This is a genomic window from Burkholderia sp. 22PA0099, assembly GCF_047497165.1.
Classification (GTDB): Bacteria; Pseudomonadota; Gammaproteobacteria; order Burkholderiales; family Burkholderiaceae; genus Burkholderia.
Map to the genome: position 1 here is coordinate 2,584,097 of NZ_CP163165.1, position 21,261 is coordinate 2,605,357.

The 21,261-nt window shown below is 64.6% G+C and carries 22 protein-coding genes and 1 tRNA gene; 9 read left to right on the forward strand and 14 right to left on the reverse strand.

Going from position 1 to position 21,261, the window contains the following annotated elements; all coding sequences use genetic code 11:
* Positions 1–81 precede the first annotated feature (81 nt).
* Genes lexA through AB4851_RS26875 form a run of 3 tightly spaced genes read left to right on the forward strand, consistent with a single transcriptional unit; the run spans position 82 to position 1,779 of the window.
* Positions 82–729 carry a transcriptional repressor LexA gene (gene lexA / locus AB4851_RS26865; protein WP_414445040.1) on the forward strand — a complete coding sequence of 216 codons (648 nt, stop codon included), beginning with the start codon at positions 82–84 and terminating at the stop codon, positions 727–729.
* Positions 730–771: 42 nt separating this feature from the next.
* The gene (locus tag AB4851_RS26870) at positions 772–1,095 is read left to right on the forward strand and encodes a hypothetical protein (RefSeq protein WP_414449520.1); all 324 of its coding nucleotides are present in this window, start codon (positions 772–774) and stop codon (positions 1,093–1,095) included.
* Between the two features lie 39 nt (positions 1,096–1,134).
* Positions 1,135–1,779, forward strand: a complete 645-nt coding sequence (locus AB4851_RS26875; protein ID WP_414449521.1) for a DUF2939 domain-containing protein — start codon at positions 1,135–1,137, stop codon at positions 1,777–1,779.
* 85 nt (positions 1,780–1,864) lie between these two features.
* Here the strand turns inward: AB4851_RS26875 and AB4851_RS26880 are convergent, their stop codons facing one another.
* Entirely contained in the window at positions 1,865–2,362 is a 498-nt protein-coding gene (locus tag AB4851_RS26880; RefSeq protein ID WP_414445037.1) for a universal stress protein, read from the reverse strand.
* A 218-nt stretch (positions 2,363–2,580) separates the two neighbouring features.
* Here AB4851_RS26880 and nodI point away from each other — a divergent pair, with 218 nt between their 5' ends.
* Together nodI and AB4851_RS26890 are read left to right on the forward strand one after the other, a co-directional pair.
* The gene (gene nodI / locus AB4851_RS26885; protein WP_414445036.1) at positions 2,581–3,495 is read left to right on the forward strand and encodes a nodulation factor ABC transporter ATP-binding protein NodI; all 915 of its coding nucleotides are present in this window, start codon (positions 2,581–2,583) and stop codon (positions 3,493–3,495) included.
* Positions 3,496–3,501: 6 nt separating this feature from the next.
* Entirely contained in the window at positions 3,502–4,341 is an 840-nt protein-coding gene (locus AB4851_RS26890; protein WP_414449522.1) for an ABC transporter permease, read from the forward strand.
* Between the two features lie 122 nt (positions 4,342–4,463).
* Here the strand turns inward: AB4851_RS26890 and AB4851_RS26895 are convergent, their stop codons facing one another.
* The 4 genes from AB4851_RS26895 to AB4851_RS26910 form a co-directional block, all read right to left on the reverse strand.
* A complete protein-coding gene (locus AB4851_RS26895) occupies positions 4,464–4,886 on the reverse strand; it encodes a hypothetical protein (protein ID WP_414445034.1) in 423 nt (140 codons plus the stop codon).
* Positions 4,887–4,965: 79 nt separating this feature from the next.
* Positions 4,966–6,033: a permease gene (locus tag AB4851_RS26900; protein ID WP_414449523.1), complete on the reverse strand. Its 1,068-nt coding sequence runs from the start codon at positions 6,031–6,033 to the stop codon at positions 4,966–4,968.
* 220 nt (positions 6,034–6,253) lie between these two features.
* On the reverse strand, positions 6,254–7,141 hold the full coding sequence (locus AB4851_RS26905) for a neutral zinc metallopeptidase (protein WP_414449524.1): 888 nt from the start codon (positions 7,139–7,141) through the stop codon (positions 6,254–6,256).
* Between the two features lie 133 nt (positions 7,142–7,274).
* Complete coding sequence (locus tag AB4851_RS26910; RefSeq protein ID WP_414445031.1) at positions 7,275–7,712, reverse strand: PaaI family thioesterase; 438 nt, start codon at positions 7,710–7,712, stop codon at positions 7,275–7,277.
* 176 nt (positions 7,713–7,888) lie between these two features.
* On the opposite strand from AB4851_RS26910, the gene AB4851_RS26915 reads away from it, so the two are divergent.
* Positions 7,889–8,365, forward strand: coding sequence for a winged helix-turn-helix transcriptional regulator (locus tag AB4851_RS26915; RefSeq protein WP_414449525.1), 477 nt, complete (start codon positions 7,889–7,891; stop codon positions 8,363–8,365).
* Positions 8,366–8,815: 450 nt separating this feature from the next.
* On the opposite strand, the gene AB4851_RS26920 is transcribed toward AB4851_RS26915, so the two are convergent.
* Complete coding sequence (locus tag AB4851_RS26920) at positions 8,816–9,649, reverse strand: oxidoreductase (RefSeq protein ID WP_414449526.1); 834 nt, start codon at positions 9,647–9,649, stop codon at positions 8,816–8,818.
* A gap of 93 nt (positions 9,650–9,742) precedes the next feature.
* On the opposite strand from AB4851_RS26920, the gene AB4851_RS26925 reads away from it, so the two are divergent.
* The 3 genes from AB4851_RS26925 (at position 9,743) to AB4851_RS26935 (ending at position 12,205) form a co-directional block, all read left to right on the forward strand.
* Positions 9,743–10,717: an AraC family transcriptional regulator gene (locus tag AB4851_RS26925; protein WP_414449527.1), complete on the forward strand. Its 975-nt coding sequence runs from the start codon at positions 9,743–9,745 to the stop codon at positions 10,715–10,717.
* Positions 10,718–11,044: 327 nt separating this feature from the next.
* Positions 11,045–12,034, forward strand: coding sequence for a tRNA dihydrouridine(20/20a) synthase DusA (gene dusA, locus AB4851_RS26930; RefSeq protein ID WP_414449528.1), 990 nt, complete (start codon positions 11,045–11,047; stop codon positions 12,032–12,034).
* A gap of 95 nt (positions 12,035–12,129) precedes the next feature.
* A tRNA-His gene (locus tag AB4851_RS26935) sits at positions 12,130–12,205 on the forward strand.
* Positions 12,206–12,326: 121 nt separating this feature from the next.
* Here AB4851_RS26935 and AB4851_RS26940 read toward each other — a convergent pair.
* The 8 genes from AB4851_RS26940 to ssuD all read right to left on the reverse strand — a co-directional run bounded on the left by AB4851_RS26940 (position 12,327) and on the right by ssuD (position 20,999).
* Positions 12,327–14,066 (reverse strand): hypothetical protein, encoded by a 1,740-nt coding sequence (locus AB4851_RS26940; protein WP_414449529.1) that lies wholly within the window; start codon positions 14,064–14,066, stop codon positions 12,327–12,329.
* Positions 14,067–14,139: 73 nt separating this feature from the next.
* On the reverse strand, positions 14,140–16,191 hold the full coding sequence (locus AB4851_RS26945) for a hypothetical protein (protein ID WP_414449530.1): 2,052 nt from the start codon (positions 16,189–16,191) through the stop codon (positions 14,140–14,142).
* Positions 16,192–17,124: 933 nt separating this feature from the next.
* Positions 17,125–17,385, reverse strand: a complete 261-nt coding sequence (locus AB4851_RS26950; RefSeq protein ID WP_414445023.1) for a hypothetical protein — start codon at positions 17,383–17,385, stop codon at positions 17,125–17,127.
* Positions 17,386–17,423: 38 nt separating this feature from the next.
* The gene (locus AB4851_RS26955) at positions 17,424–17,621 is read right to left on the reverse strand and encodes a hypothetical protein (RefSeq protein ID WP_414445022.1); all 198 of its coding nucleotides are present in this window, start codon (positions 17,619–17,621) and stop codon (positions 17,424–17,426) included.
* Between the two features lie 143 nt (positions 17,622–17,764).
* Positions 17,765–17,980, reverse strand: a complete 216-nt coding sequence (locus tag AB4851_RS26960) for a TOBE domain-containing protein (RefSeq protein ID WP_013697841.1) — start codon at positions 17,978–17,980, stop codon at positions 17,765–17,767.
* Positions 17,981–18,025: 45 nt separating this feature from the next.
* Complete coding sequence (locus tag AB4851_RS26965) at positions 18,026–19,015, reverse strand: ATP-binding cassette domain-containing protein (RefSeq protein WP_414449531.1); 990 nt, start codon at positions 19,013–19,015, stop codon at positions 18,026–18,028.
* A complete protein-coding gene (gene ssuC, locus AB4851_RS26970; protein WP_414445020.1) occupies positions 19,012–19,827 on the reverse strand; it encodes an aliphatic sulfonate ABC transporter permease SsuC in 816 nt (271 codons plus the stop codon). The genes AB4851_RS26965 and ssuC overlap by 4 nt, the downstream gene beginning before the upstream one ends.
* Positions 19,828–19,841: 14 nt before the next feature.
* Complete coding sequence (gene ssuD, locus AB4851_RS26975) at positions 19,842–20,999, reverse strand: FMNH2-dependent alkanesulfonate monooxygenase (protein WP_414449532.1); 1,158 nt, start codon at positions 20,997–20,999, stop codon at positions 19,842–19,844.
* Between the last annotated feature and the right edge of the window lie 262 nt (positions 21,000–21,261).

Sequence of the window (21,261 nt, forward strand, 5' to 3'; positions counted from 1 at the left end):
AGCGACGAACTTCAAGTAACGCTTGAAATTCCCGAACTACTGTATAAAAATACAGATCACTGTCTATCCATACAGTTGATCATGACCAAACTCACCGCACGTCAGCAGCAAGTATTCGATCTGGTCCGCCGCGCGATCGAGCGCACCGGCTTCCCGCCCACCCGGGCGGAAATCGCGGCCGAGCTGGGTTTCAGTTCGCCGAATGCGGCCGAGGAGCACCTTCGGGCGCTGGCCCGCAAGGGCGTGATCGAGCTGGCCGCCGGCGCGTCGCGCGGCATCCGCCTGCTCGGCCTCGAGGATTCCCCCTATCAGTTCACGCTGCCCCACGCGGGGCTGATGCAGCTTTCGCTGCCGCTGGTCGGCCGGGTGGCGGCAGGCAGCCCGATCCTGGCGCAAGAACACATCTCGCAGCATTACGCCTGCGATCCGGCGCTGTTCACGAGCAAACCCGATTACCTGCTGAAGGTGCGCGGCCTGTCGATGCGCGACGCCGGCATCCTCGACGGCGACCTGCTCGCCGTGCAGAAGCGCACCGAGGCGAAGGACGGCCAGATCATCGTCGCGCGGCTCGGCGACGACGTCACGGTCAAGCGCCTGAAGCGCCATTCCACGGGCCTCGAACTGATTGCCGAGAACCCCGATTACGAAAACATCTTCGTGAAGGCCGGCAGCGCGGAGTTCGCGCTCGAAGGTATTGCCGTCGGTCTGATCCGGTCCGGCGAACTCTGATTCCCGCCGTCCCGCCACGCTGCCCCGATCTGGAGAAACGCCATGGAACGCCTCGCTCGTCTGCTGCCTTTCCGTCAATTCGGTCGTCTGCGCCATCTGCGCGGTCGCACGCCCTGTGCACCGCTCGCGGCTGATGTCGGCGCACCGGCCTCCTCCGGGGCGGCCGAGCCGGCTTCCTTGCTGCCATCGGCGCTGCCGGCCTTTGCCCGCGTTTCGCTGAATGCCGGGCTCCATCACGCCGAGCCGGCTCGGCGCGCGCCGGTACGCGTCTATCACGGGTCGTCGCGGCTCATCATGGTCGGCTCGATCGATGCGGTGTGCCGCATGATCGACGATTGCATCGCCCAGGAACGTTCGGCCGTCTGAGCCGTCTCTGGATACTGACCGTATCCACGCGGAGGCCCCGTGCCCGTTTCCTTATCCCCCGGTTCTTCGCCTCGCCGCGGCTGGCTCAAGCCGCTGGCATGGGTCGTCGTCGCCCTGCTCGTCTTGGCCACGGTGATTTATGCGTTCGCCTCGCCGTATCTCGCCCTGCGCGATCTCAAGCAGGCTGTCGATGCGCGCGATGCGCAGGCGATCAGCCGCTTCGTCGATTACCCGGCGTTGCGCATCAGCCTCAAGCAGCAACTGGCCGATGAGTTGATGCGTCGCATCGATCTCCAACGCCATAACAATCCGCTCGCCATGCTCGGCGCGATGATCGGCTCCGCGCTGATCGGGCCGCTCGTCGATGCGTATGCCACGCCGGAAGGCGTCGCCGCGCTGTTGAGCGGGCTGCCGCCGCGTGGCGATCCGGGCGAACACCCGCCTACGCTCGATCAGCCTGCTCCTGCCCCTGCACCCACGCCTGCACCGCCCGCCTCCGCTGCACCACCGGCCAGCGGCGTGCCAGGCCCGAGCACAGCGCCGCAGGCGAACGCCGCTTATCAGAGCGTTAATGAATTCGTGGTGGTGTATCAGCGTAATGCCGGCGACGCTCGCTACGCGGCGATCTTCCGTCGCAGCGGCCTGTTCGGATGGAAACTGAGTGCGATCGATCTGCATCGCTGATGGTTGACTGCCGCGGCCCGCGCGGCAGAGTCGAGGCGGCCAGCCGCGCCGCCTCAATCATGGCCTCGTCGGCCCCTTCAACGCCTCATGCCGCCGCGCTGGCCGCTGCCTCGCGTTCCTTTGCCCGCTCCTCGCGTTGCTCGTCGGCCGACGAGCAGGCCACGAGGATGCTGCACGACACGCGGTCGAGCAGTTGTGTATTGCCCGCGCCCATCCACCAGCGAGACAAACCGCTGCGGCAGCGATGGCCCACCACCACGAGATCGACGTTGAGCGACTTCGCCAGGTTGGCGATTTCGTCGATCGGATAACCGAACGCGAAATGGCCCTCGGCCTGCACGCCGCGCTCGGTCAGCCAGTCCACGCCTTCCTGAAGAATCTCGCGCGCGGTTTCCTCGAAGCGCCCGCAGGCCACGTCGGTCAGCAGGCCCGCGCTCTGGGCGATGCTCGAACGCATGTCGACGACCGACAGCAGATGCGTCTTCGCCTTCAATTGCAGCGCGAGATCCGCACCGCATCGCAAGGCCTTGCGGCCTTCCAGCGTACCGTCGTAACACAGCAGGATGGTCTGGTAGCTCGACATGATCGCCTCCATGCAGAATCGGTCGACGATTTGATCATGGTGCGCCGCAATTCAGGATGCAAGGGATGGAAAACGCGGACACGCAAATAGTTCGCCGATGCCGGATTGCGGTGCAGGCTTGCACGATCCGGTCGCGCACGGCGAGCCGAAAGCGGGACGCGATGCACTAGAATGGCCGCTTCGTGCCGTCCCTTCGTCGACCTCCCGCCTCCGCGCCCATGTCCGCTGCTCCGATCGAATTTCACGATGTCAAAAAAAGCTTCGGCGACAAACGCGTCGTCGACGGCCTGTCGTTTCACGTGCGGCGCGGCGAATGCTTCGGCCTGCTCGGGCCGAACGGCGCGGGCAAGACCACCACGCTGAGGATGCTGCTCGGCATGACCTACCCCGATTCCGGCACGATCCGGCTGTGCGACGAGCCGGTGCCGGCCCGTGCACGGCAGGCGCGGCTGCGCGTCGGCGTCGTGCCGCAATTCGACAACCTCGATCCCGATTTCAGCGTGCGCGAGAACCTGCTCGTGTTCAGCCGCTACTTCGGGCTGTCGGCGCGCGCGGCGCGCGAACTGGTGCCGTCGCTGCTCGAATTCGCCAAGCTCGAAAGCAAGGCCGACGCGAAGGTCGGCGAGTTGTCGGGCGGCATGAAGCGGCGGCTCACGCTGGCGCGCGCGCTCGTCAACGATCCCGACGTGCTGGTGCTCGACGAGCCGACCACCGGGCTCGACCCGCAGGCACGCCATCTGATGTGGGAGCGGCTGCGCTCGCTGCTCGCGCGCGGCAAGACGATCCTGCTGACGACGCATTTCATGGAAGAGGCCGAACGGCTGTGTCACCGGCTCTGCGTGGTCGAATCGGGCCGCAAGATTGCCGAGGGCGCGCCGCAGGCGCTGATCGAAAGCGAGATCGGCTGCGACGTGGTGGAGATCTACGGCCCCGATCCGGCTGCGCTGCGCGACGAACTCGCGCCGTATGCGACGCGCGCCGAAATCAGCGGCGAGACCGTGTTCTGCTACGTCGACGACCCCGCGCCACTGACGCGCAAACTGAAGGGCCGCACCGAACTGCGCTATCTGCACCGGCCCGCGAATCTCGAAGATGTGTTCCTGCGGCTGACCGGCCGCGACATGCAGGATTGACCACCGATGGATACCGGCCACTCGACACCCGCCCGCGACGCGCACGCCGCCCCCTCGGCCTCGGCTCGTTTCGCGATCGCCCTGCCTGCCAACGGGCGCAACTGGATCGCCGTCTGGCGCCGCAACTATCTCGTCTGGAAAAAGCTCGCGCTCGCCTCGATGATCGGCAACCTGGCCGATCCGATGATCTACCTGTTCGGGCTCGGCATGGGCCTCGGCGTGATGCTCGGCCACGTCGACGGGGTGTCGTATATCGCGTTTCTGGCAGCCGGCACGGTGGGCTCGAGCGTGATGATGTCGGCCAGCTTCGAGGCCATGTATTCGGGTTTCTCGCGCATGCAGGTGCAGCGCACCTGGGAAGCGATCATGCACACGCCGCTCTCGCTCGGCGACATCGTGCTCGGGGAAATCATCTGGGCCGCCAGCAAGGCGATGCTGTCGGGCACGGCGATCATGGTGGTGGCGAGCGGGCTCGGCTACGCGTCGTTTCCGTCGCTGCTGGCGGCGCTGCCCGTAATCGCGCTGGCCGGCCTGGCGTTCGCGAGCCTGGCGATGGTGGTCACGGCGATCGCGCCGTCCTACGACTTCTTCATGTTCTATCAGACGCTGGCGCTCACGCCGATGCTGCTGCTGTCGGGCGTGTTCTTCCCGATCACTCAGTTGCCGGGCATCGCGCAGCACGCGGCCTATGCGCTGCCGCTGGCCAACGCCGTCGATCTGATCCGGCCGGCGATGCTCGGCCGGCCCGCCACCGACGTCGCGATGCATGTCGGCGTGCTGGTGGCGTATGTACTGGGCGGGTTTGTGGTGTCGGCCTGGTTGTTCCGTCGGCGCATGATGCGCTGAACGCAACACGGCGCATGCCGGGACTCAAGCATGCGCCGATGCGCCGCACCGGGGCCGGTACGGCGTGAAACCGGCAAGACGCCGGTTCGGTTACACCCTGTCGCGCGAGGCGCCGACGCCCATCAGGCGTCGTCGTCGCCCCAGGGCATTTCCACGTCGGTCAGGAACGCCACCGTCGCGATCGGGCCGCCTTCCTGGCGCCCCTGCTTGCCGTCGGCGCGATGCCATTCCACGCGAAACACCGTACCGGGATCGTCGGCCAGCAGATAGACCGAGCGCAGTTCTTCCTCGTCGGCATCCTCGACCGGGCCGTCGAACGACACGCGCATGCGCTGCGGCCACAGGCCGTTGGCCGGATCGTAAATGCGATCGCCTTGCGGGATGTCGATGCTGGCCTCGACGCCGATCGTCGACGAGGCCTCGATGATCATTTTGCCGAGCGCATTGAGCACCGCCGTGGCACGCGCGGAATTGGCCTGACGGATTGCGAGATCGCCGCGCGTCAGCGCCTGTTCGAGTTTCGGATGAATCTTCGGTTGCTTCATGCGTAATCCTGATTGCTTCTGGGAATGCCGCCGCGAGGTCGCGGCGACGGTCGAATCTTCGGGTGAATCCTGGGGCGGCTCAGAAACCGAACACCACCGCCGCGATGCCGGCCACGATGCCGAAACCCACCACCAACGCGGCGATCAGCGCCAGCATGCGGGCCGGGAACGAGCGCCACAGCATCGCCAACGACGGCACGCTGACGGGCGGCAGTGTCAGCAGCAGCGCCGCCGCCGGGCCGACGCCCACGCCGAGCGCCAGCATCGCCTGCACGATCGGCACCTCGCCCGCGGTCGGGATCACGAACAGCATCCCGGCGATGGCGAAAGCGACGATCCACAGCGCGGCGTTGCCGACATCGGGACCGACATGCGGAAACAGCCACGCGCGCGCCGCACCGAGCAGCAGCACGAGCACGATGTATTCGGGAATCAGCCGCAGCGTCATGCGCGCCAGCAGCTTCATCCAGCGCACGAACGGATTGCCTTCGGCCGTCTGACCGGCGGCGATCCGCGCCAGCGCGGCTTCGTCCACGGGCTTGGCGTCGACCGAGGCGATCCGGTTCAGCCAATAGCCGATCCCGAACACCATCGCCACGCCGAGCACGACGCGCAGCGCCGTCCATTGCCAGCCGAGCACGAAGCCCATGAACACCAGCGTGGCCGGGTTCAGCACCGTGTTGCCGAGCCAGAACGCCACCGCGCCGCCCGGCGACGCCTGGCGCGCCCGCAAGCCCGCCACCACCGGCGCGGCGCAGCACGTGCACATCATGCCCGGCAGCGACATCAAGCCGCCAGCCACGACGCTGCCGAAGCCGGTGCGGCCCAGCACGCGCGCGATCGCGCGGGCCGGCAGCAGCGCCTGAAGCGCCGAGCCGAGCAGCAGGCCGAGCACCATCGCCTGCCAGATCGCCTTGCCGTAGGCCCACGCGTAATCGAGCGCCGCCTGCCACGACGGCACCGGCGCATGCGCCGCCGTGCCCATCAGGATCGACTGGCCGATCGAATGATGCTCGGCTGCGACAAAGGCGCGGTGGTAATAAGGCGACCACTTCACGTAGAACAGCCCGGCGATCGCGATCAAGGCGAATACTGCCCAGCCGAGCGCGGGTGAAGGAGTGGTCGAGGTCGAGCGGCTTGTGTTCATGTCGAGTGTGGCGTGCGGGCTGGCGGTCCTCGTCGGCGGGCTCGGTCGGCTCGCCCTGTCGTGTCCGCCATGCGGTGAAACGGCATGCGGCGAAGCCGGGATTATCGCATGCGGCACGCGCTCGGCGACGTGCAACGCATGTCGCAATCCACTGCAGCGGCGCCCGATGCGCTGCGCTGGCGGGTGCGGATACAGAAGCGGGCGGACGGTTCATGCCGGCTCAACGCGACGCGAACGTATCGCAGTCGCGCACATCGCCGCGCTGCATGCCGCGCCGCAGCCACGCGACGCGCTGCTCGCTGGTGCCGTGCGTGAACGCGTCGGGCACCACGTAGCCCTGACTGCGCCGTTGCAAGGTGTCGTCGCCGATCGCGGAGGCCGTCTTCAAACCCTGCTCGAATTCGCCCGGCTCGATCAATTGCCGGTTCGCCTGCTGCGCGTTGTAGGCCCACACGCCCGCGAAGCAATCGGCCTGCAACTCGAGCCGCACCGACAGCCGGTTCGCCTGCGTCTGCGACATGCGCTGGCGCGCCGCATCGACCTTGTCGGAAATGCCCAGCAACTTCTGTACGTGGTGGCCGACTTCGTGCGCGATCACGTAGGCCTGGGCAAAATCGCCGCCCGCGCCGAACTTGCGGCGCAGTTCGTCGTAGAACGCGAGATCGATATAGACCTTCCGGTCAGCCGGACAGTAGAACGGCCCCATGGCCGTTTGCCCGGTGCCGCAGGCGGTGGGCGTCGCATGCTCGAACATCACGAGCGTCGGCGGCGAATAGTCGCGATTGAGCTGCGTAGGAAAAACGTGGGACCAGGTGCGCTCGATATTGCCGAGCACCTTGCGTGTGAACACGGCGCGCGGGTCGTTCTGGTTCGCCTGCGAAGGCGTGTTCGCGGCCGGCGCGGGCGCCGTCTGGCCCTGGTCTGCATGCTGGCCTTGCAGCACGGCCGCGCCCTGCAGGATCACGCGCGGATCGACGCCGAAGAAATACGAGGCGGCCAGCGCCACGACGATCGTGCCGATGCCGAGCGTTGCACCACGCCCGCCACCGCCGAACCCGCCGCGGCGGTCTTCGACATTACGGCTTTCGGCTTCGTCATCGAGGCGCATCGCGGCTCCGTTCGTCGGGTTCGCGGCCGGCACGAAGCGCCGCGGGACGCACGAAGTATAGCCAATGGAATGCACCATGACGGCACGCCGCGCCACACTCGCGGCATGGCGCCAGTGCGCCGAATCGGACTGCCTACTCGGGCCGCTGGATGAAACAGGTGGCCGAGCCTTGCGCAATGATCTTGTCGTCGGGGGTCTTCAGCGTGCCTTCGGCCACGCCGAGCGTGCGCGACAGGTGCGTGACGCGCCCTTCCGCGATCAGCTCGACGTCGCGCGGCACCGGGCGCAGCATCTTCACGTGCAGATCCACGGTGCCGTAGCCCACCCCGCGGTCGAGCATCGAATGCACCGCACAGCCCGTCACCGAATCGAGCACCGTCGCCGCGAAACCGCCGTGCACGCCGCCGAGCGGGTTCAAGTGGCGTTCGTCGGCGCGTGCCGTCATCCGCACATAGCCGAGTTCCACGGCATCGAGGCGCATCGGCATGGTTTCGGTGATCGACGGCGCGGGTACGTCACCCGCCGCGGCTGCGCGCAGCAGGTCGATTCCGGAAAAATCGAGCGGTTTCATCAGGAAGCTCCTCGTGGATGGCGATCGGGACAACGTCGGGACGACTTTGTTAGTTCCAAAACAGAACGCATTATTCTGTACCGATTTTGGGGCTGTCAACGGCTGTCGACGCAAGGATTGTGATTTCGAGTGTGCGTTCTATAATCGAACCCACTTTTTGAACAGCGAGGCCGCCGATGAAATGGGACAACGTGGGCGAGATGCCGTGTTCGGTCGCGCGCACCGCTGCCGTGCTCGGCGACCGTTGGACCATGCTGATCCTGCGCAATGCGTTTCTCGGCATCCGGCGCTTCGACGCGTTCCAGGCGCAGTTGGGCGTGACGCGGCATGTGCTGGCGGAACGGCTCGCGCGGCTGGTCGACGAAGGCATCTTCGAGAAGCGGCCCTATCAGTCGAATCCACCGCGCCACGAATACCGGCTGACCGACAAGGGCCGCGACCTGCACCCGATCCTGCTGGCCCTGACCGCCTGGGGCGACCGCTGGAAGGACGACGGCGCCGGGCCGCCGGTGCTGCTGCGACACAAGCGCTGCGGCCACCTGATGCGGCCGGTCATGGTGTGTTCCGAATGCGGCGAGCCGCTCGACCCGCGCGAAACCGAAGCCCTGCCCGGCCCCGGCTGGCCGATTCCGGCGCAAGGCGACGCGCATTGACGCGCCGTATCGCCGCGGCAATAAAAAAGCCCGCTTCGCTGGCAGCGAAGCGGGCAAAACTCAAGGCAGCCGAGGCAAGTCAGCTGTCCCAAAATTATTAACGGCACCGAACCCCAATACTTTTGGCTTTCGCCCAAAAATATTGAGGCACCTTGGTTTACCGGCGGTTACGGGCGTAAAAACAAAAACGGCACCAAGCTTTCGCTTGGTGCCGCCTGCAACTAGACCCACTTCAGAATTCTTTGCGGTGAGGCGCGAAAAGCCGCCCTGCACCTGTTTTCCTGATTGCTCGCCGCCGCAGATTTGAATATGGGGACCGCGCTGGGCAACTGCTGACGACGTGCGGGAAAACGACCGCGATTGTACGACAAGCGGCACGATTCCGGCAACCGTTGCGCGGGCGGCAGCAGCGCTGGCGCAACAGGCCCGCTACCGCGCGCCGCGCCGGTTTCAGCCGTCCGTCGAAACCGTTACGGTTTCCCAGGCACCGATTTCCTGCTCCATGCTCGCCAGCTTGCCGCGCACGAGACCGAGCGCATCGCTGCCGAGCAGCAGGTGGGCCGGCGGATCGTCGGACGCGATCGCATCGAGCATCGCGCGCGCCGCCTTGCGCGGATCGCCCAGTTGCTTGCCGCTTTTCTCCTCGCGCGCCTGGCGGATCGGATCGAAGATCGCGTCGTAATCGGCGATCGAGCGCGGCGTGCGCACCATCGAGCGCCCGGCCCAATCGGTGCGAAACGAGCCCGGCGCCACGGCCGTCACGGCGATGCCGAACGGCTTGACCTCCTTGCCCAGCGCCTCGGAAATGCCTTCCAGCGCGAACTTGCTGCCGCAGTAATAGGTGATGCCCGGCATCGTGATGTAGCCGCCCATCGACGTAATGTTCAGGATGTGGCCACGCCGGCGTTCGCGCATGAACGGCAGCACCGCCTTCATCATCGCCACCGCACCGAACACGTTGACGTCGAACTGGCGGCGCAGGTCCGACAGCGGCGATTCCTCCAGAATGCCTTCGTGGCCGTAGCCGGCATTGTTGACGAGTACGTCGATCGGACCGACTGTGGCCTCAATCTCGGCCACCACGCCGTCGATCGCATCGAAATCGGTCACGTCCAGCACGCGCGCCACTGCGCCTTGCGTGGCCAGCGCCTCGAAATCGCGCTTCGCCTCGGCGCTGCGGACCGTGCCGACCACCGTGTGCCCCGCCGCCAGCGCCTCTTGCGCGAGCGCACGGCCGAAACCGCTGCTGACGCCCGTAATGAGCAGGATCTTTCCGCTTGCCATCGTTTGACTCCCGAATCGTGACTGGAGACTGCATGGTAGTATCCGCGAATCGATCCAATAAGCCGAGTTTCGGTATTTTTCTTGCCTAAAACTATGAACCCGAAACGAAGCGCCAGCGTGGATGCCGCTGCGGCGGCCTCGCCGGTCCGTCAGCGCACGATCGATCTGCTGCATGCCCTGGCGCCCGCTGAGGGCTACAACCTCACCGCCCTGCCGAGCGTGCGAATCCTGCGCTCGGACCGACCGCTGTCGCGCACGCCCGTGCTGTACGACCCCGGCATCGTGATCGTGTGCCAAGGCAGCAAGCGCGGCTATTTCGGCGATCAGCTCTATCTGTACGACGCGAATCACTATCTGGCCGTGTCGGTGCCCGTGCCGTTCACGATGGAAACCGAGGCGAGCGCGTCGCATCCGCTGCTCGCGCTGTATCTGCACCTCGATTTCACGCTGGCCGCCGAGCTGGCCGTACAGATCGACGGTGAGGACGCGGCGGCCAGCGCGCAAGCGCCGCAAAGCATGATGTCGACGCCGATCGACGATGCGATGGCCGGCTCCGTGCTGCGATTGCTCGAAGCGCTCGGCCGGCCACTCGAAGCCACCGTGCTAGGTCAGGGCCTGTTGCGCGAGCTGTATTTCCGCGTGCTGACCGGCGCGCAAGGTGGCTCGATGCGCGAGGCGCTGGCGATGCGCGGGCAATTCGGGCGTATCGGCCGGTCGCTGCGACTGATCCATGCCGGCTACGCGCAGCCGCTCGACGTGACGCAGCTCGCTGGCGAAGCCGGCATGAGCGTGCCGAGCTTCCACACCCATTTCAAGACGATCACGCAGGCTTCGCCGATGCAGTATCTGAAATCGACGCGCCTACATCAGGCCCGGCTGTTGATGGTGCGTCAGGATCTGACCGCCGAGGCGGCCAGCCATGCGGTGGGTTATACGAGCCCGTCGCAATTCAGCCGGGAATTCAAGCGGCTGTTCGGCATGACGCCAGCGGCCGAGGTGCGGCGAATGCGGGAGAGTTTCGCGATTCCGGCGGCGTTCGAGGATGCGGTGTTCGTGTCGTCGCATTGAGCTACGGCGGCTTGGAACATGGAACATGGAACATGCCGGCCATTTTTCAGTGGTATTCACGGGTATGGAATCGCTGGCGATATCTCGACGTTCATTCGATGCCGAGTGCATCCGGGTTGATATCTCGACGTTTGATGACTTGGCGGCCGCGCACGTCGTCTTATAATGTCGCCCTTGACCGATGCACGGGATCGAAATGCTTCGACCCTCTGCCGCATCCGCTCCGGCTGCACCGCGCTGCCGGCCCGCGCCCACAAAACCATCAGAACGACGGTGCCGGCCCGGGCGCAACCCGAACTTACGATATTGATTCAGCAGGAAGATTCGATGAAAGCAACGCCCCGGCGCGTTACCGTCGCGCCGATGATGGACTGGACCGACCGCCATTGCCGGTCGCTGCACCGGTCGATTTCGCGCCATACCTGGCTCTATACGGAAATGGTCACGACCGGCGCGCTGATCCACGGCGACGTCGCGCGCCACCTCGCGTTCACGCCCGACGAGGCGCCCGTCGCGCTGCAATTGGGCGGCAGCGAGCGCGACGATCTCGCGAAGTCGGCCAAGCTCGGCGAAACCTGGGGCTATGACGAAATCAACCTGAATTGCGGCTGCCCGTCCGAGCGCGTGCAGCGCGGCGCGTTCGGCGCCTGCCTGATGAACGAGCCGGCGCTCGTGGCCGACTGCGTGAAGGCGATGCGCGATGCGGTGTCGGTGCCGGTGACGGTCAAGCATCGGATCGGCGTCGACGCGGTGGAAGACTACGCATTCGTGCGCGATTTCGTCGGCACGATCGCCGAGGCCGGCTGCGAGGTGTTCATCGTGCACGCGCGCAACGCCATCCTGAAAGGCCTCTCGCCGAAGGAAAACCGCGAGATCCCGCCGCTCAAGTACGACTACGCCTATCAGCTCAAACGCGATTTCCCCGAACTCGAAATCATCATCAACGGCGGGATCACCACGCTCGACGAAGCCGAAGCGCATCTGCAACACGTCGATGGCGTGATGCTCGGCCGCGAGGCGTATCACAACCCCTACGTGCTGGCCGAGGTCGATGCGCGTTTCTATGGCGGGGCCGGCCCCGCGCCGACGCGCGAGGAAATCGAAGATCGATTGATCGCCTACTGCGCCGACGAGATCGCGCGCGGCACTTACCTTGGCGCGATCGTGCGTCATGCGCTCGGGCTGTATCGCGGCGTGCACGGTGCACGCGGCTGGCGGCGCGTATTGTCGGACAGCAAGCGGCTCGCGCGCGGCGACGTCGCGACGATCTTTGCCGAGGCGCGCACCCATCTGACGGCCCCGGTCGAAAATTTTTAAAAAGGGGACTAGACAAGGCGATGCCCTGTCCATATAATCTCTTTCTTAGCTGCTGAAACAAAACGGCAACGAAGCAGAAGTAGGCAGTAACAACGGTGGCTGTAGCTCAGTTGGTAGAGTCCAGGATTGTGATTCCTGTTGTCGCGGGTTCGAGTCCCGTCAGCCACCCCAAGAATTTGTAGTCAAAACAGGCGCTTCGGCGCCTGTTTTGTTTTGTGCCGAATAAAGTTCGGAACTCAGCCCGCGTAACCACGCGGGCTTTTTTGGTGCCGAACCTGACAGACAACGTTTTCTATTGCGGCCACCAGACCCAATTGGGCGCAGTGGAATACGTGAGCCCAAGCACGTCGCCCGGAGCCACCGAAATTGGCGCACCCGGCGCCGCACTAAACATCTGCTGACCGTTAAGCGCGATCGACGTCACCTTGCCGCCGTAAATCAACACCTGCGCGCGTGAGCCGTACGGGTTCGTAAAGCGAGTGCCGGACGCCGGCATCGCCGGCACGACAGCCGCGCGGTTGCCGTTAAAGCCAGGACTGTCGGTAATCTGGTTGTCGCTCGTGCCCGCGTTGGCCACGCCGTTAGTCGCGACTTGGTTGCCAGTCAGGTCTACCCCGCCGATCCTCACATTGGTGGAAGCCGGATCTATCTCAATACCGTAGGCTTGATTGCCGACACCGGTTCCGTAAGTGCCCCCGCCAGAGCGTCCGCCGCTAACGCGCACGCCGGATGCACTCGGCCCGATCACAATCCCGCTGCCGTTGCCGACCATCGAGAAGCTGTTGCCGAAAACGTTGGGCGACGGGATGTTGATGTTCAGACCACCGGCCAGATTCATGCCGTGCCGTGCCCAGCCGCTGACCTGAGTCGGCGCGAGTGTGGCATTAATAACCGCCTGATGATATGTGCCGCCACGGTTCGTGCCGTCGATCACTATGCCGTCGAGACCCGAGCCGGACTGCCCCTTGACCGTAGCGTAAATGGCAAGTTGCCCGATGTACTGGGAACCGTTGCCGCTCGGACCGCCGACCCAGATGCCAGCACGCCTGGCACCGTCGATGTATCCGCCTGGCGCCAGCGTCGGCTCGAGGATCAGCTTGTTATCGGCCCCCTGCTCGATGTGAACGTTGTCGACGACCGATTGACCAATATAGTAGTCGCCCGTGAATGTGACATGTTCGCCCGCAGAAATCGACACGCCGTACTGCCAACCTTGCATGAAAGGACCGTTGATGTATGGGCTCGCAATCTCGACCTCGGTCGGCAAATCGACTGCATCCGCGCCGAGCGTATAGCCCGGCACAGCCGACGCCGCGGCAAGCATGATCGCGGTATTCGAGTTCAAGGCCGGGCCGTTGGGCGGATTGTAGTTTCCCGGCGCCACGATCTGATCGAGCTTCACCCCTTGGCCACCGTATAACGCAATGCCATACGCGCCATGTGTAATCGCAGCGCGGATGGTCGACTGCAGCGGCGAAAGCAATACGATAGCGGGATGCGTCTTCGGCACTACATTTGAATGGAAGAAACCGATGTCGATAATGTCATTGCCGATGATCGCTGTGATCGGATTCGTTCCGACGAGGATATCGACGATGTCGGTGTGCGTCGCCACGACCGTAGAAGCCTTGCCATTTCCCTGTAACCGCACATAGGGCTTCGCCACCTTAAGCGTCGATTTGATCAGGTATACGCCAGCCGGCATGCCGCAGGTGCCCCCCCGCACCTTCGTACCTTCGAAATCGATGCAGGCCTGAATTGCACCTGACACGTCCACCGACGCGGCCCCCGATTTCACATCGGCGATCTGGGCGGCCGTCATGAAGTCAAACACGCTGTCGATATCCTGCAATTTGTTGGAGATCGTGCGCGAGACAGCCCCTTTACCGGACGATTCGAAACGCGCCGTCAAATCCTTCGAAATCCGGCCGGAATAATGTGCCGATGCCGATCCAACGATGAGCGAGGCGGCCATGATCAACACTAATTTTGCCTTGTTGACGGCAGAGCTTTTACAACGTGCCTTCTTCATTGTCCTTGGGATCCCTTTATTCGCTGCCATTCCGTAGTGCACCGTCGGCGATTCGTACCGGTTTTCTTGTCGATCAATTTCCGCCGAAGTATGCACGGATATGTGCAGCGTATTGCATCGCAGTTTTACCTGAAGACGCATAGCCATTCGTGGAATAAGTAACGGCCGTGCCGCCTGCAATATATGCACACACCTGTCCCTGCGAGTATGTTCCTTGTGAATTACCGGTCGACGGCTCAGTCGTGTAAGACTGCGAAGCATGTGTGTCGCCGCCAACCCAGTTGAGCGTAACGGCGGGCAGCGTGGAACTGGTCGTGGCCGCCATAGTCACGTTCGAAAACGCACTCAAGCAGTAGATGCCCGTGCGCCTCGCCGTGAAAATAGTCTCGCTGCCGATGTCGGCAGACCGCCCTGTTGCGTCGGCTGCACCGAGCGAGGCCTGCATGACGTTTCCCGCGCTGTTGACCGAGAACAGCGTCTTGTCCGTGCTGTCGTTCACGCGGAAAGCCAGGTCGCTGCCCGACGTGCTGTGCGCCTTAACGTCGAGCGCGGCGATCGGACTCGGCTGGTAGATCCCGATGAACCCTGTCGACATCGCCAAGCCTCGGCCGAGGTTGCCGGTGCCGGTGATCGCGTTCTGGATGCTGAGTTGGCCGTCGGCGCGCGGGTTCGCCACGCAAGCCCCCGAGCCGATCTCGGTGTTCCATGAACCGGTGGTGATGCATGAGCGCGCCGGCGTACTCGTTGCGTACTCGCCGCCGATGAAATTGCCGTTGCCCGTCGTGACGCCCCAGCCCGCGTACGGACCGAAGAAGCTGTTGTACTGGCCGATGGTGCCGTAGCCACTGAACACTCCGAACGCCGTGTTGTAGTTGCCACTGACGTTCGAAAAAAGCGACTGCTCGCCGACGTTCGTCTGCCCGCTACCGTTCTGGAGCGAAAAGCTCGCCCAGTGGCCGATGCTGCTGGTTTCGGTACCATTGATCAGCCGCGGTGCGATGCTGCCGCCGACGAACACCGAATTCGTGTAGTGCTGGATCGCTGCGCCGTCGACCGCAAACGGACCGATCGCGATCACCGATGAGGCATTCGTGCCGGTGCCGACCCTCGCGGTTTCCGTGGCGCCGGCGGACATGGCGACGGTCACCCGCGCCTTCCAACCGTTGTGCACGGAGCCGGTAAAGTCGAGGCTGACAATCGGATCGCTGGTGACTTGCGGCGAGCGCGCCTGCAGCACAACGAGGTTACCCACCTCGCTGACTGGAGCAGCGTTCATCAGCGCCACGAATGCCTGCGAGATCGACGTCAGCGTGTCGCCGGCCTTTACCGTGTAGGGCCACGATTTCGGGCTGTTTGCGCACACGCCAGACGCCGTGCAGGTCAACTGTACGGTGATCGTATCGCCAACCGTGGCCACCCCGCCGAACGTGATCGACACTGCATTGCCCCGCAGCGCGCCGGCGCCTTCGGCCACCGTCATGTCGGTCGTGCCGTTGCGGCCCGCATTGGATCCCACGGCGGTAAACGCCCCGCCACCGATCTCGTTGCGAGCGGCATCGTTGCCGAGCACTGCCACGTCGTTCGCGTGCGGATCCGCTCCAGCAGCATGCAGCCCCACCACTGCGTTGTAGTTCCCGTCGACAAGTCGCAAACACGACAGTGCGCCGATGCACACCACCTCCGCCTGCGACTGATTCAACGCATTGGCGGCATAGGCGCCGACGCCGAGCGCCCACGGATTGTCGATCGGGTAGTGCGCACCGGCGTTGGGACCGACGAACAGCGCGGCATTGTAAACGCTTGCCGGACCGACGCGCATCACGTTCATGCCGTTCGACTTCAGCGTGGAACCGATATCGATCGACGTGCCGCGGATCGTGCCACCAGTAATCGTTGCCGAACTGAACGTGGCCGACGGCCCCTGCCCCGCGCTGGTCGACGCTTTACCGGCAAGCGACAACGCATCAACGATGGCCGGTGTATCGAGGGCTGGGGCCGTCAATACCTGTCCGGAGACGGACTGTGCGTGTGCGAACGGCATCATTACGACGGCAAACACGAGGAGCGGCCATTGGCGCAGCAACGGCCGTCGCATCGCGGCAGCATACGTTCGGGTTTGTTTCATAAAATCAGGTGATCGTGATGGTGGACGTTGGCGAGTTGGCAAGCCGCCCACCAATCCGTTGAATGTTGTCTCGACAAACGCGTGCGGCACGCCGTCGCCGGGCGCCTGTGCACTCCAAGGAACACCATGCCGAATCTATGCTGGCGCGGTGAAGATCTGCTCCAAGCTGACGAGTGCGAAGCCCTGTCCCGCTTGCCGGCGCAGCCACGACGACGGAGTTCGGCATCATGCGGGCCCTCCGAGGTCGGTGTGCCCCCGGCGATGGAACCTGGTGAAATGGTGCTGTCAAACGTCATACGTTTGCCGGTAGCGACGCCGATGTGTATACCGGCGTCTGGTAATTGCCATGCACCAACCAACCGTGCACCGGGCGATCCTCCACGCAGCCACAGGCTTATGCGTAGCAATTCCATTCGTGCAATCTCGCTGCATTGCATTTCGAGGCCATATCGCCGCAATGACGAGGTTGTAGGACGCGTAGGTCGGCGTGCTCACATTGCCGCTTGCATCCTGACAATCCTGATCGCCTGCCGGTGCCCCCGACGACCGGCAGTACAGCCATCGGCAAGGGATTGCCTGTCGCAATCGGATTCAGCAGCGTCGGCACAGTGTCCAGATGGAACTCCCAAAAGGGGCGAAATCGGACACCGAGGACGTTTCGGCTCCGAGCAGGGATTGCGGAGCCGCGCGGCGCCCGCAGCGTGAAACGCGAGGAAAACCAGGCATGGCAGAACACGGTCGAACAGTCGAGTAGGCAAGAGATCAGCTTTTTTCGTGCAAGACTCAATCAAATCAGACACTTCGGTATCTGATTTGATTGCCGTGAATCGCAAACGAAAACGTAACGTCACCGCGCCCCACCAACACAAAAGCCGCCGGAGCCAGCCCCGACGGCTTTCATTCCCACACCGGCCCGCAACAGCCAGCAGTCAATCAGGCTGCCCTGGCTCCCCGCAGTTCGCGATCCACCGCCCCGCGCGCCATCGACATCACCTGATCGACCACGCTGCGCTCGCTGAGCCATACGCCGTCGACATGCACGAGCCGCCAGCCGATCACCTCGGCATCACCGAACAACACGCGGTAATGGGCCTTCTCGCCGGCTCCGACCTGCTCGGTCTTCACTTCGAGCCGATAAGCGTTGTACTCCTCGACGTATGCATCGAGGCTGTGTCCAATCGAAATCGTATCCATTTTCATCCTCCCGACCCTAAGCAATCCGATCAAATCGATCAATCAAACTCTTCAGGCAACGCCGTTCTGCCATCTTCGGTCAGTTCGGCGCGCCCCGGGCGGCTCTGATACACATAGCCGTCATTCTGCAGCGCATCGACCAGCGCGCCGAACTGCGTCGGCACCGGATAGCCGGCGCCAAATCGGTCGACCCACTTCAACGCTTCTATTGCATCGGGACTGAGTGCGGGGACCATCGACTCTCTCCGCAGTGAAAGAAATCTGATCCTAGCACTGAAAAATGAAAATCAATGTCAATGATTGCTTCAGAACGTAAGAGGCGGGCAACACTTGCGCGTTGCCCGCCTCCGGAATGCCGCTGCGCCCCGCCCCAAGGGCATCAGAGACGCGCGATCGACACCTCGGTGGATTTCACCAGCGCGACCACTTCCGCGCCGACCTTCAGTTCCAGCTCGTCGACCGAGCGCGTCGTGATGACCGACGTGACGATGCCGAACGGCGTATCGACGTCGACCTCGGACACCACCGGCCCGCGGATGATTTCCTTGACCTTGCCCTTGAACTGATTGCGTACGTTGATGGCGATGATGCTCATGTTGGTATGGCTCCGAAAATAACAGTCGATGGAGGCTGGGCAGCGTCAGACGGCCCAACGGATACGGGTTGCGGGTGCGGGCTGCTCGAACGCGTCGGGCGCATCGACCACCGGGCCGCCCTTCAGCACGCGTTGCAGCACGCGATCTTCGAGCGCGGCGAACGACGACGACGCACGCGCACGCGGCCGGTCGAGCGGCACGGTCTGGTCGAGCGCGATCTTGCCGGCCTCGATCAGCAGGATGCGATCGCCGAGCGCCACCGCCTCCTGCACGTCGTGCGTCACGAGCAGCGCGGTAAAACGGTGTTCGCGCCAGAGGCGTTCGATCAGCGCGTGCATTTCGATGCGGGTGAGCGCGTCGAGCGCGCCGAGCGGCTCGTCGAGCAGCAGCAGTTGCGGCCGGTGCACCAGCGCGCGTGCCAGCGCCACGCGCTGACGCTGGCCGCCCGACAGTTGCGCGGGCCAGTCGTTGGCGCGTTCGAGCAAGCCGACCTCGTTCAGCACGGCGCGCGCATCTTCGCGCGAGCGGCGACCGAGGCCGAGCATCACGTTCTGCAGCACGGTCTTCCATGGCAGCAGCCGCGCGTCCTGATACATGATCCGCGTGTCGAGCGCCTCGCCGGTTTCGCTGCGCTTCACCAGCGCGCCGTCGGTCGGCTTCTCCAGCCCGGCGATCAACCGCAGCAGCGTGGACTTGCCGCAGCCGCTGCGCCCGACGATCGCCACGAAGCTGCCACGTTCGATCGACAGATCGAAATCGCTGAGCACGGCGCGCTCGCCATAGCGCTTGCCGACCTTGCGCAGCTCGACCGAGTGATCGCCGCTGCGCGCGAGCGGCGCGTTGCCGTTCGGATTGCCACGGACATCACCGGCCTCGCGCCGCCGCGTCAGCGGCACGACGTGGCCGCCGGCGTCGCGATCGAGCACGGCGGCGTCCTGGCGGGCGGCGTCCTCGGTGCGCGACTGCGCGAGCTCGGCATCGATATCGGCACCGGCGATCGGGCCGTAATGGTTGTTGAGCGTGCTCGCGTTCATGGCTTGGCTCCCGGTTGATACGCGGGGTGCCAGCGCAGCGTCGCGCGTTCGAGCCACTTCGCGAGCACGTCGGCCAGCTTGCCGAGCACCGCGTACAGCAGGATGCCGACCACCACCACGTCGGTTTGCAGGAATTCGCGAGCGTTCATCGTCATGTAGCCGATGCCCGACTGCGCGGAGATCGTCTCGGCAACGATCAGCATCACCCACATCAGGCCGAGCGCGAACCGCACGCCCACCAGGATCGACGGCAGCGCGCCGGGCAGGATCACGTCGCGATACAGCGCGAAACCCTTCACGCCGTAACTCTTGGCCATCTCGATCAGGTTCGCGTCGACCGAACGGATGCCGTGATAGGTGTTGATGTAGATCGGGAAGAACACGCCGAGCGACACGAGGAACAGCTTGGCCTTCTCGTCGATGCCGAACCAGAGGATCACGAGCGGAATCATCGCCAGCGCGGGGATGTTGCGGATCATCTGGATGGTCGAATCGAGCGCCACCTCGGCGGCCTTCGAAATGCCGGTGGCGAGGCCGAGCACGAGGCCCACGCCGCCGCCGATCGCGAAGCCCACCAGCGCGCGCCAGGTGCTGACCTTGACGTTCGCCCACATGTCGCCGGATTGGATCAGGGACCACGCGGCGCGCACCACGGCGAGCGGCTCGGGCAGCACGCGCGTCGACAGCGCACCGGCGCGCGCGGCCAGTTCCCACGCGATCACGAGGCCGAACGGCACGAGCCAGGGCGCGATGGCGCGCCAGCCGCTGCGTGCGATACCGCGTCCTGCTCGCTGGAGAGTCGGGGTTGCCATCTCGATTCCTCCGCTCAGCTCTGGCTCGCCTGCGGCGTGTAGTGATTGCCGATCACCTCGCCGAACGGGCCGGACAGCGGGCCGGCGCGGCGCGTGTTGGTGGTGCCCTTGATCAGCGGGAACACCAGTTCGGCGAAGCGGTACGACTCTTCCAGATGCGGGTAGCCCGACAGGATGAAGGTGTCGATCCCGAGCGCCGCGTATTCGCGCATGCGTTCGGCCACCTGCTCGGCGCTGCCGACCAGCGCGGTGCCGGCGCCGCCGCGCACGAGGCCCACGCCCGCCCACAGGTTCGGATAGACCTCCAGGTCCTTGCGCGAGCCGCGCTTGCCGCCGTGCAGTGCGGCCATCCGGCGCTGCCCTTCGGAATCCATCTTCGCGAACGACTGCTGCGCACGGGCGACCGTGGCGTCGTCGAGGCGGCTGATCAGGCGGTCGGCATCGGCCCAGGCTTCTTCCTCGGTTTCGCGCACGATCACGTGCAGGCGAATCCCGAACTTGATCTGGCGGCCGCGCGCCTCGGCACGGGCGCGGATGTCGGCGATCTTCTTCGCGACGGCCTCGGGCGGCTCGCCCCAGGTCAGGTAGGTGTCGATATGCTCGGCCGCGATGGTGTGCGCGGCCGGCGACGAGCCGCCGAACCACAGCGGCGGATGCGGCGTCTGCACCGGCGGATACAGCACCTTGCCGCCCTTCGATTGCAGATGCTTGCCGTCGAAATCGATCGACTGGCTGTCGTGCGACTTGGCGAGCAGGTCGCGCCAGATATGCAGGAATTCGTCGGTGATTTCGTAGCGCGTGTCGTGGTCGACGAACACGCCGTCGCCTTCGAGCTCGGCGATGTCGCCGCCCGTCACGACGTTGATCAACAAGCGCCCTTCCGACATCCGGTCGAACGTGGCGGCCATGCGCGCCGACAGCGCCGGCGACGACAGCCCGGGGCGCACCGCGACCAGGAACTTCAAGCGCTTGGTGGCCGGAATCAGGCTCGACGCGACCACCCATGCGTCCTCGCAGGAACGGCCGGTCGGCAGCAGCACGCCGTCGTAGCCGAGCGTATCGGCCGAGGTGGCGATCTGACGGAAGTAATCGTAGTCGGCCGCACGCGCGCCGTCGGAGGTGCCGAGGTAGCGGCTGTCGCCGTGCGTCGGAATAAACCAGAACACATTCATTTGCTGCTCCTGCCTGACTGTTCTTGCGAAAATTTCGGGCAAAGCGAGGCCCTCGACGCATACAGGGCGTCGAACGGGATCGTCTGCCGGGAATGAGGCTCGCCGGATCGCTCCGCGCAGCGGCGAGCTCGCGATTGCGCGGGAGGACGGGTTCTACCGTCTCTGGGAATTCAGTCTAGGGAGGGGCACTTCGTTTCGGAACGATTTTTTTGAGCTTAGTTTTTCCGCTTTCGTGATTTACGCGCTGCTGTAGCGAATATCG

Bases quoted from the DNA above. Each gene is read 5' to 3' on its own strand.
- lexA (WP_414445040.1), top strand. From the start codon at position 82: ATGACCAAACTCACCGCACGTCAGCAGCAAGTATTCGATCTGGTCCGC.
- AB4851_RS26870 (WP_414449520.1), top strand. From the start codon at position 772: ATGGAACGCCTCGCTCGTCTGCTGCCTTTCCGTCAATTCGGTCGTCTG.
- AB4851_RS26880 (WP_414445037.1), bottom strand. From the start codon at position 2,362: ATGTCGAGCTACCAGACCATCCTGCTGTGTTACGACGGTACGCTGGAA.
- nodI (WP_414445036.1), top strand. From the start codon at position 2,581: ATGTCCGCTGCTCCGATCGAATTTCACGATGTCAAAAAAAGCTTCGGC.
- AB4851_RS26890 (WP_414449522.1), top strand. From the start codon at position 3,502: ATGGATACCGGCCACTCGACACCCGCCCGCGACGCGCACGCCGCCCCC.
- AB4851_RS26895 (WP_414445034.1), bottom strand. From the start codon at position 4,886: ATGAAGCAACCGAAGATTCATCCGAAACTCGAACAGGCGCTGACGCGC.
- AB4851_RS26900 (WP_414449523.1), bottom strand. From the start codon at position 6,033: ATGAACACAAGCCGCTCGACCTCGACCACTCCTTCACCCGCGCTCGGC.
- AB4851_RS26905 (WP_414449524.1), bottom strand. From the start codon at position 7,141: ATGCGCCTCGATGACGAAGCCGAAAGCCGTAATGTCGAAGACCGCCGC.
- AB4851_RS26910 (WP_414445031.1), bottom strand. From the start codon at position 7,712: ATGAAACCGCTCGATTTTTCCGGAATCGACCTGCTGCGCGCAGCCGCG.
- AB4851_RS26915 (WP_414449525.1), top strand. From the start codon at position 7,889: ATGAAATGGGACAACGTGGGCGAGATGCCGTGTTCGGTCGCGCGCACC.
- AB4851_RS26920 (WP_414449526.1), bottom strand. From the start codon at position 9,649: ATGGCAAGCGGAAAGATCCTGCTCATTACGGGCGTCAGCAGCGGTTTC.
- AB4851_RS26925 (WP_414449527.1), top strand. From the start codon at position 9,743: ATGAACCCGAAACGAAGCGCCAGCGTGGATGCCGCTGCGGCGGCCTCG.
- dusA (WP_414449528.1), top strand. From the start codon at position 11,045: ATGAAAGCAACGCCCCGGCGCGTTACCGTCGCGCCGATGATGGACTGG.
- AB4851_RS26940 (WP_414449529.1), bottom strand. From the start codon at position 14,066: ATGAAGAAGGCACGTTGTAAAAGCTCTGCCGTCAACAAGGCAAAATTA.
- AB4851_RS26945 (WP_414449530.1), bottom strand. From the start codon at position 16,191: ATGAAACAAACCCGAACGTATGCTGCCGCGATGCGACGGCCGTTGCTG.
- AB4851_RS26950 (WP_414445023.1), bottom strand. From the start codon at position 17,385: ATGGATACGATTTCGATTGGACACAGCCTCGATGCATACGTCGAGGAG.
- AB4851_RS26955 (WP_414445022.1), bottom strand. From the start codon at position 17,621: ATGGTCCCCGCACTCAGTCCCGATGCAATAGAAGCGTTGAAGTGGGTC.
- AB4851_RS26960 (WP_013697841.1), bottom strand. From the start codon at position 17,980: ATGAGCATCATCGCCATCAACGTACGCAATCAGTTCAAGGGCAAGGTC.
- AB4851_RS26965 (WP_414449531.1), bottom strand. From the start codon at position 19,015: ATGAACGCGAGCACGCTCAACAACCATTACGGCCCGATCGCCGGTGCC.
- ssuC (WP_414445020.1), bottom strand. From the start codon at position 19,827: ATGGCAACCCCGACTCTCCAGCGAGCAGGACGCGGTATCGCACGCAGC.
- ssuD (WP_414449532.1), bottom strand. From the start codon at position 20,999: ATGAATGTGTTCTGGTTTATTCCGACGCACGGCGACAGCCGCTACCTC.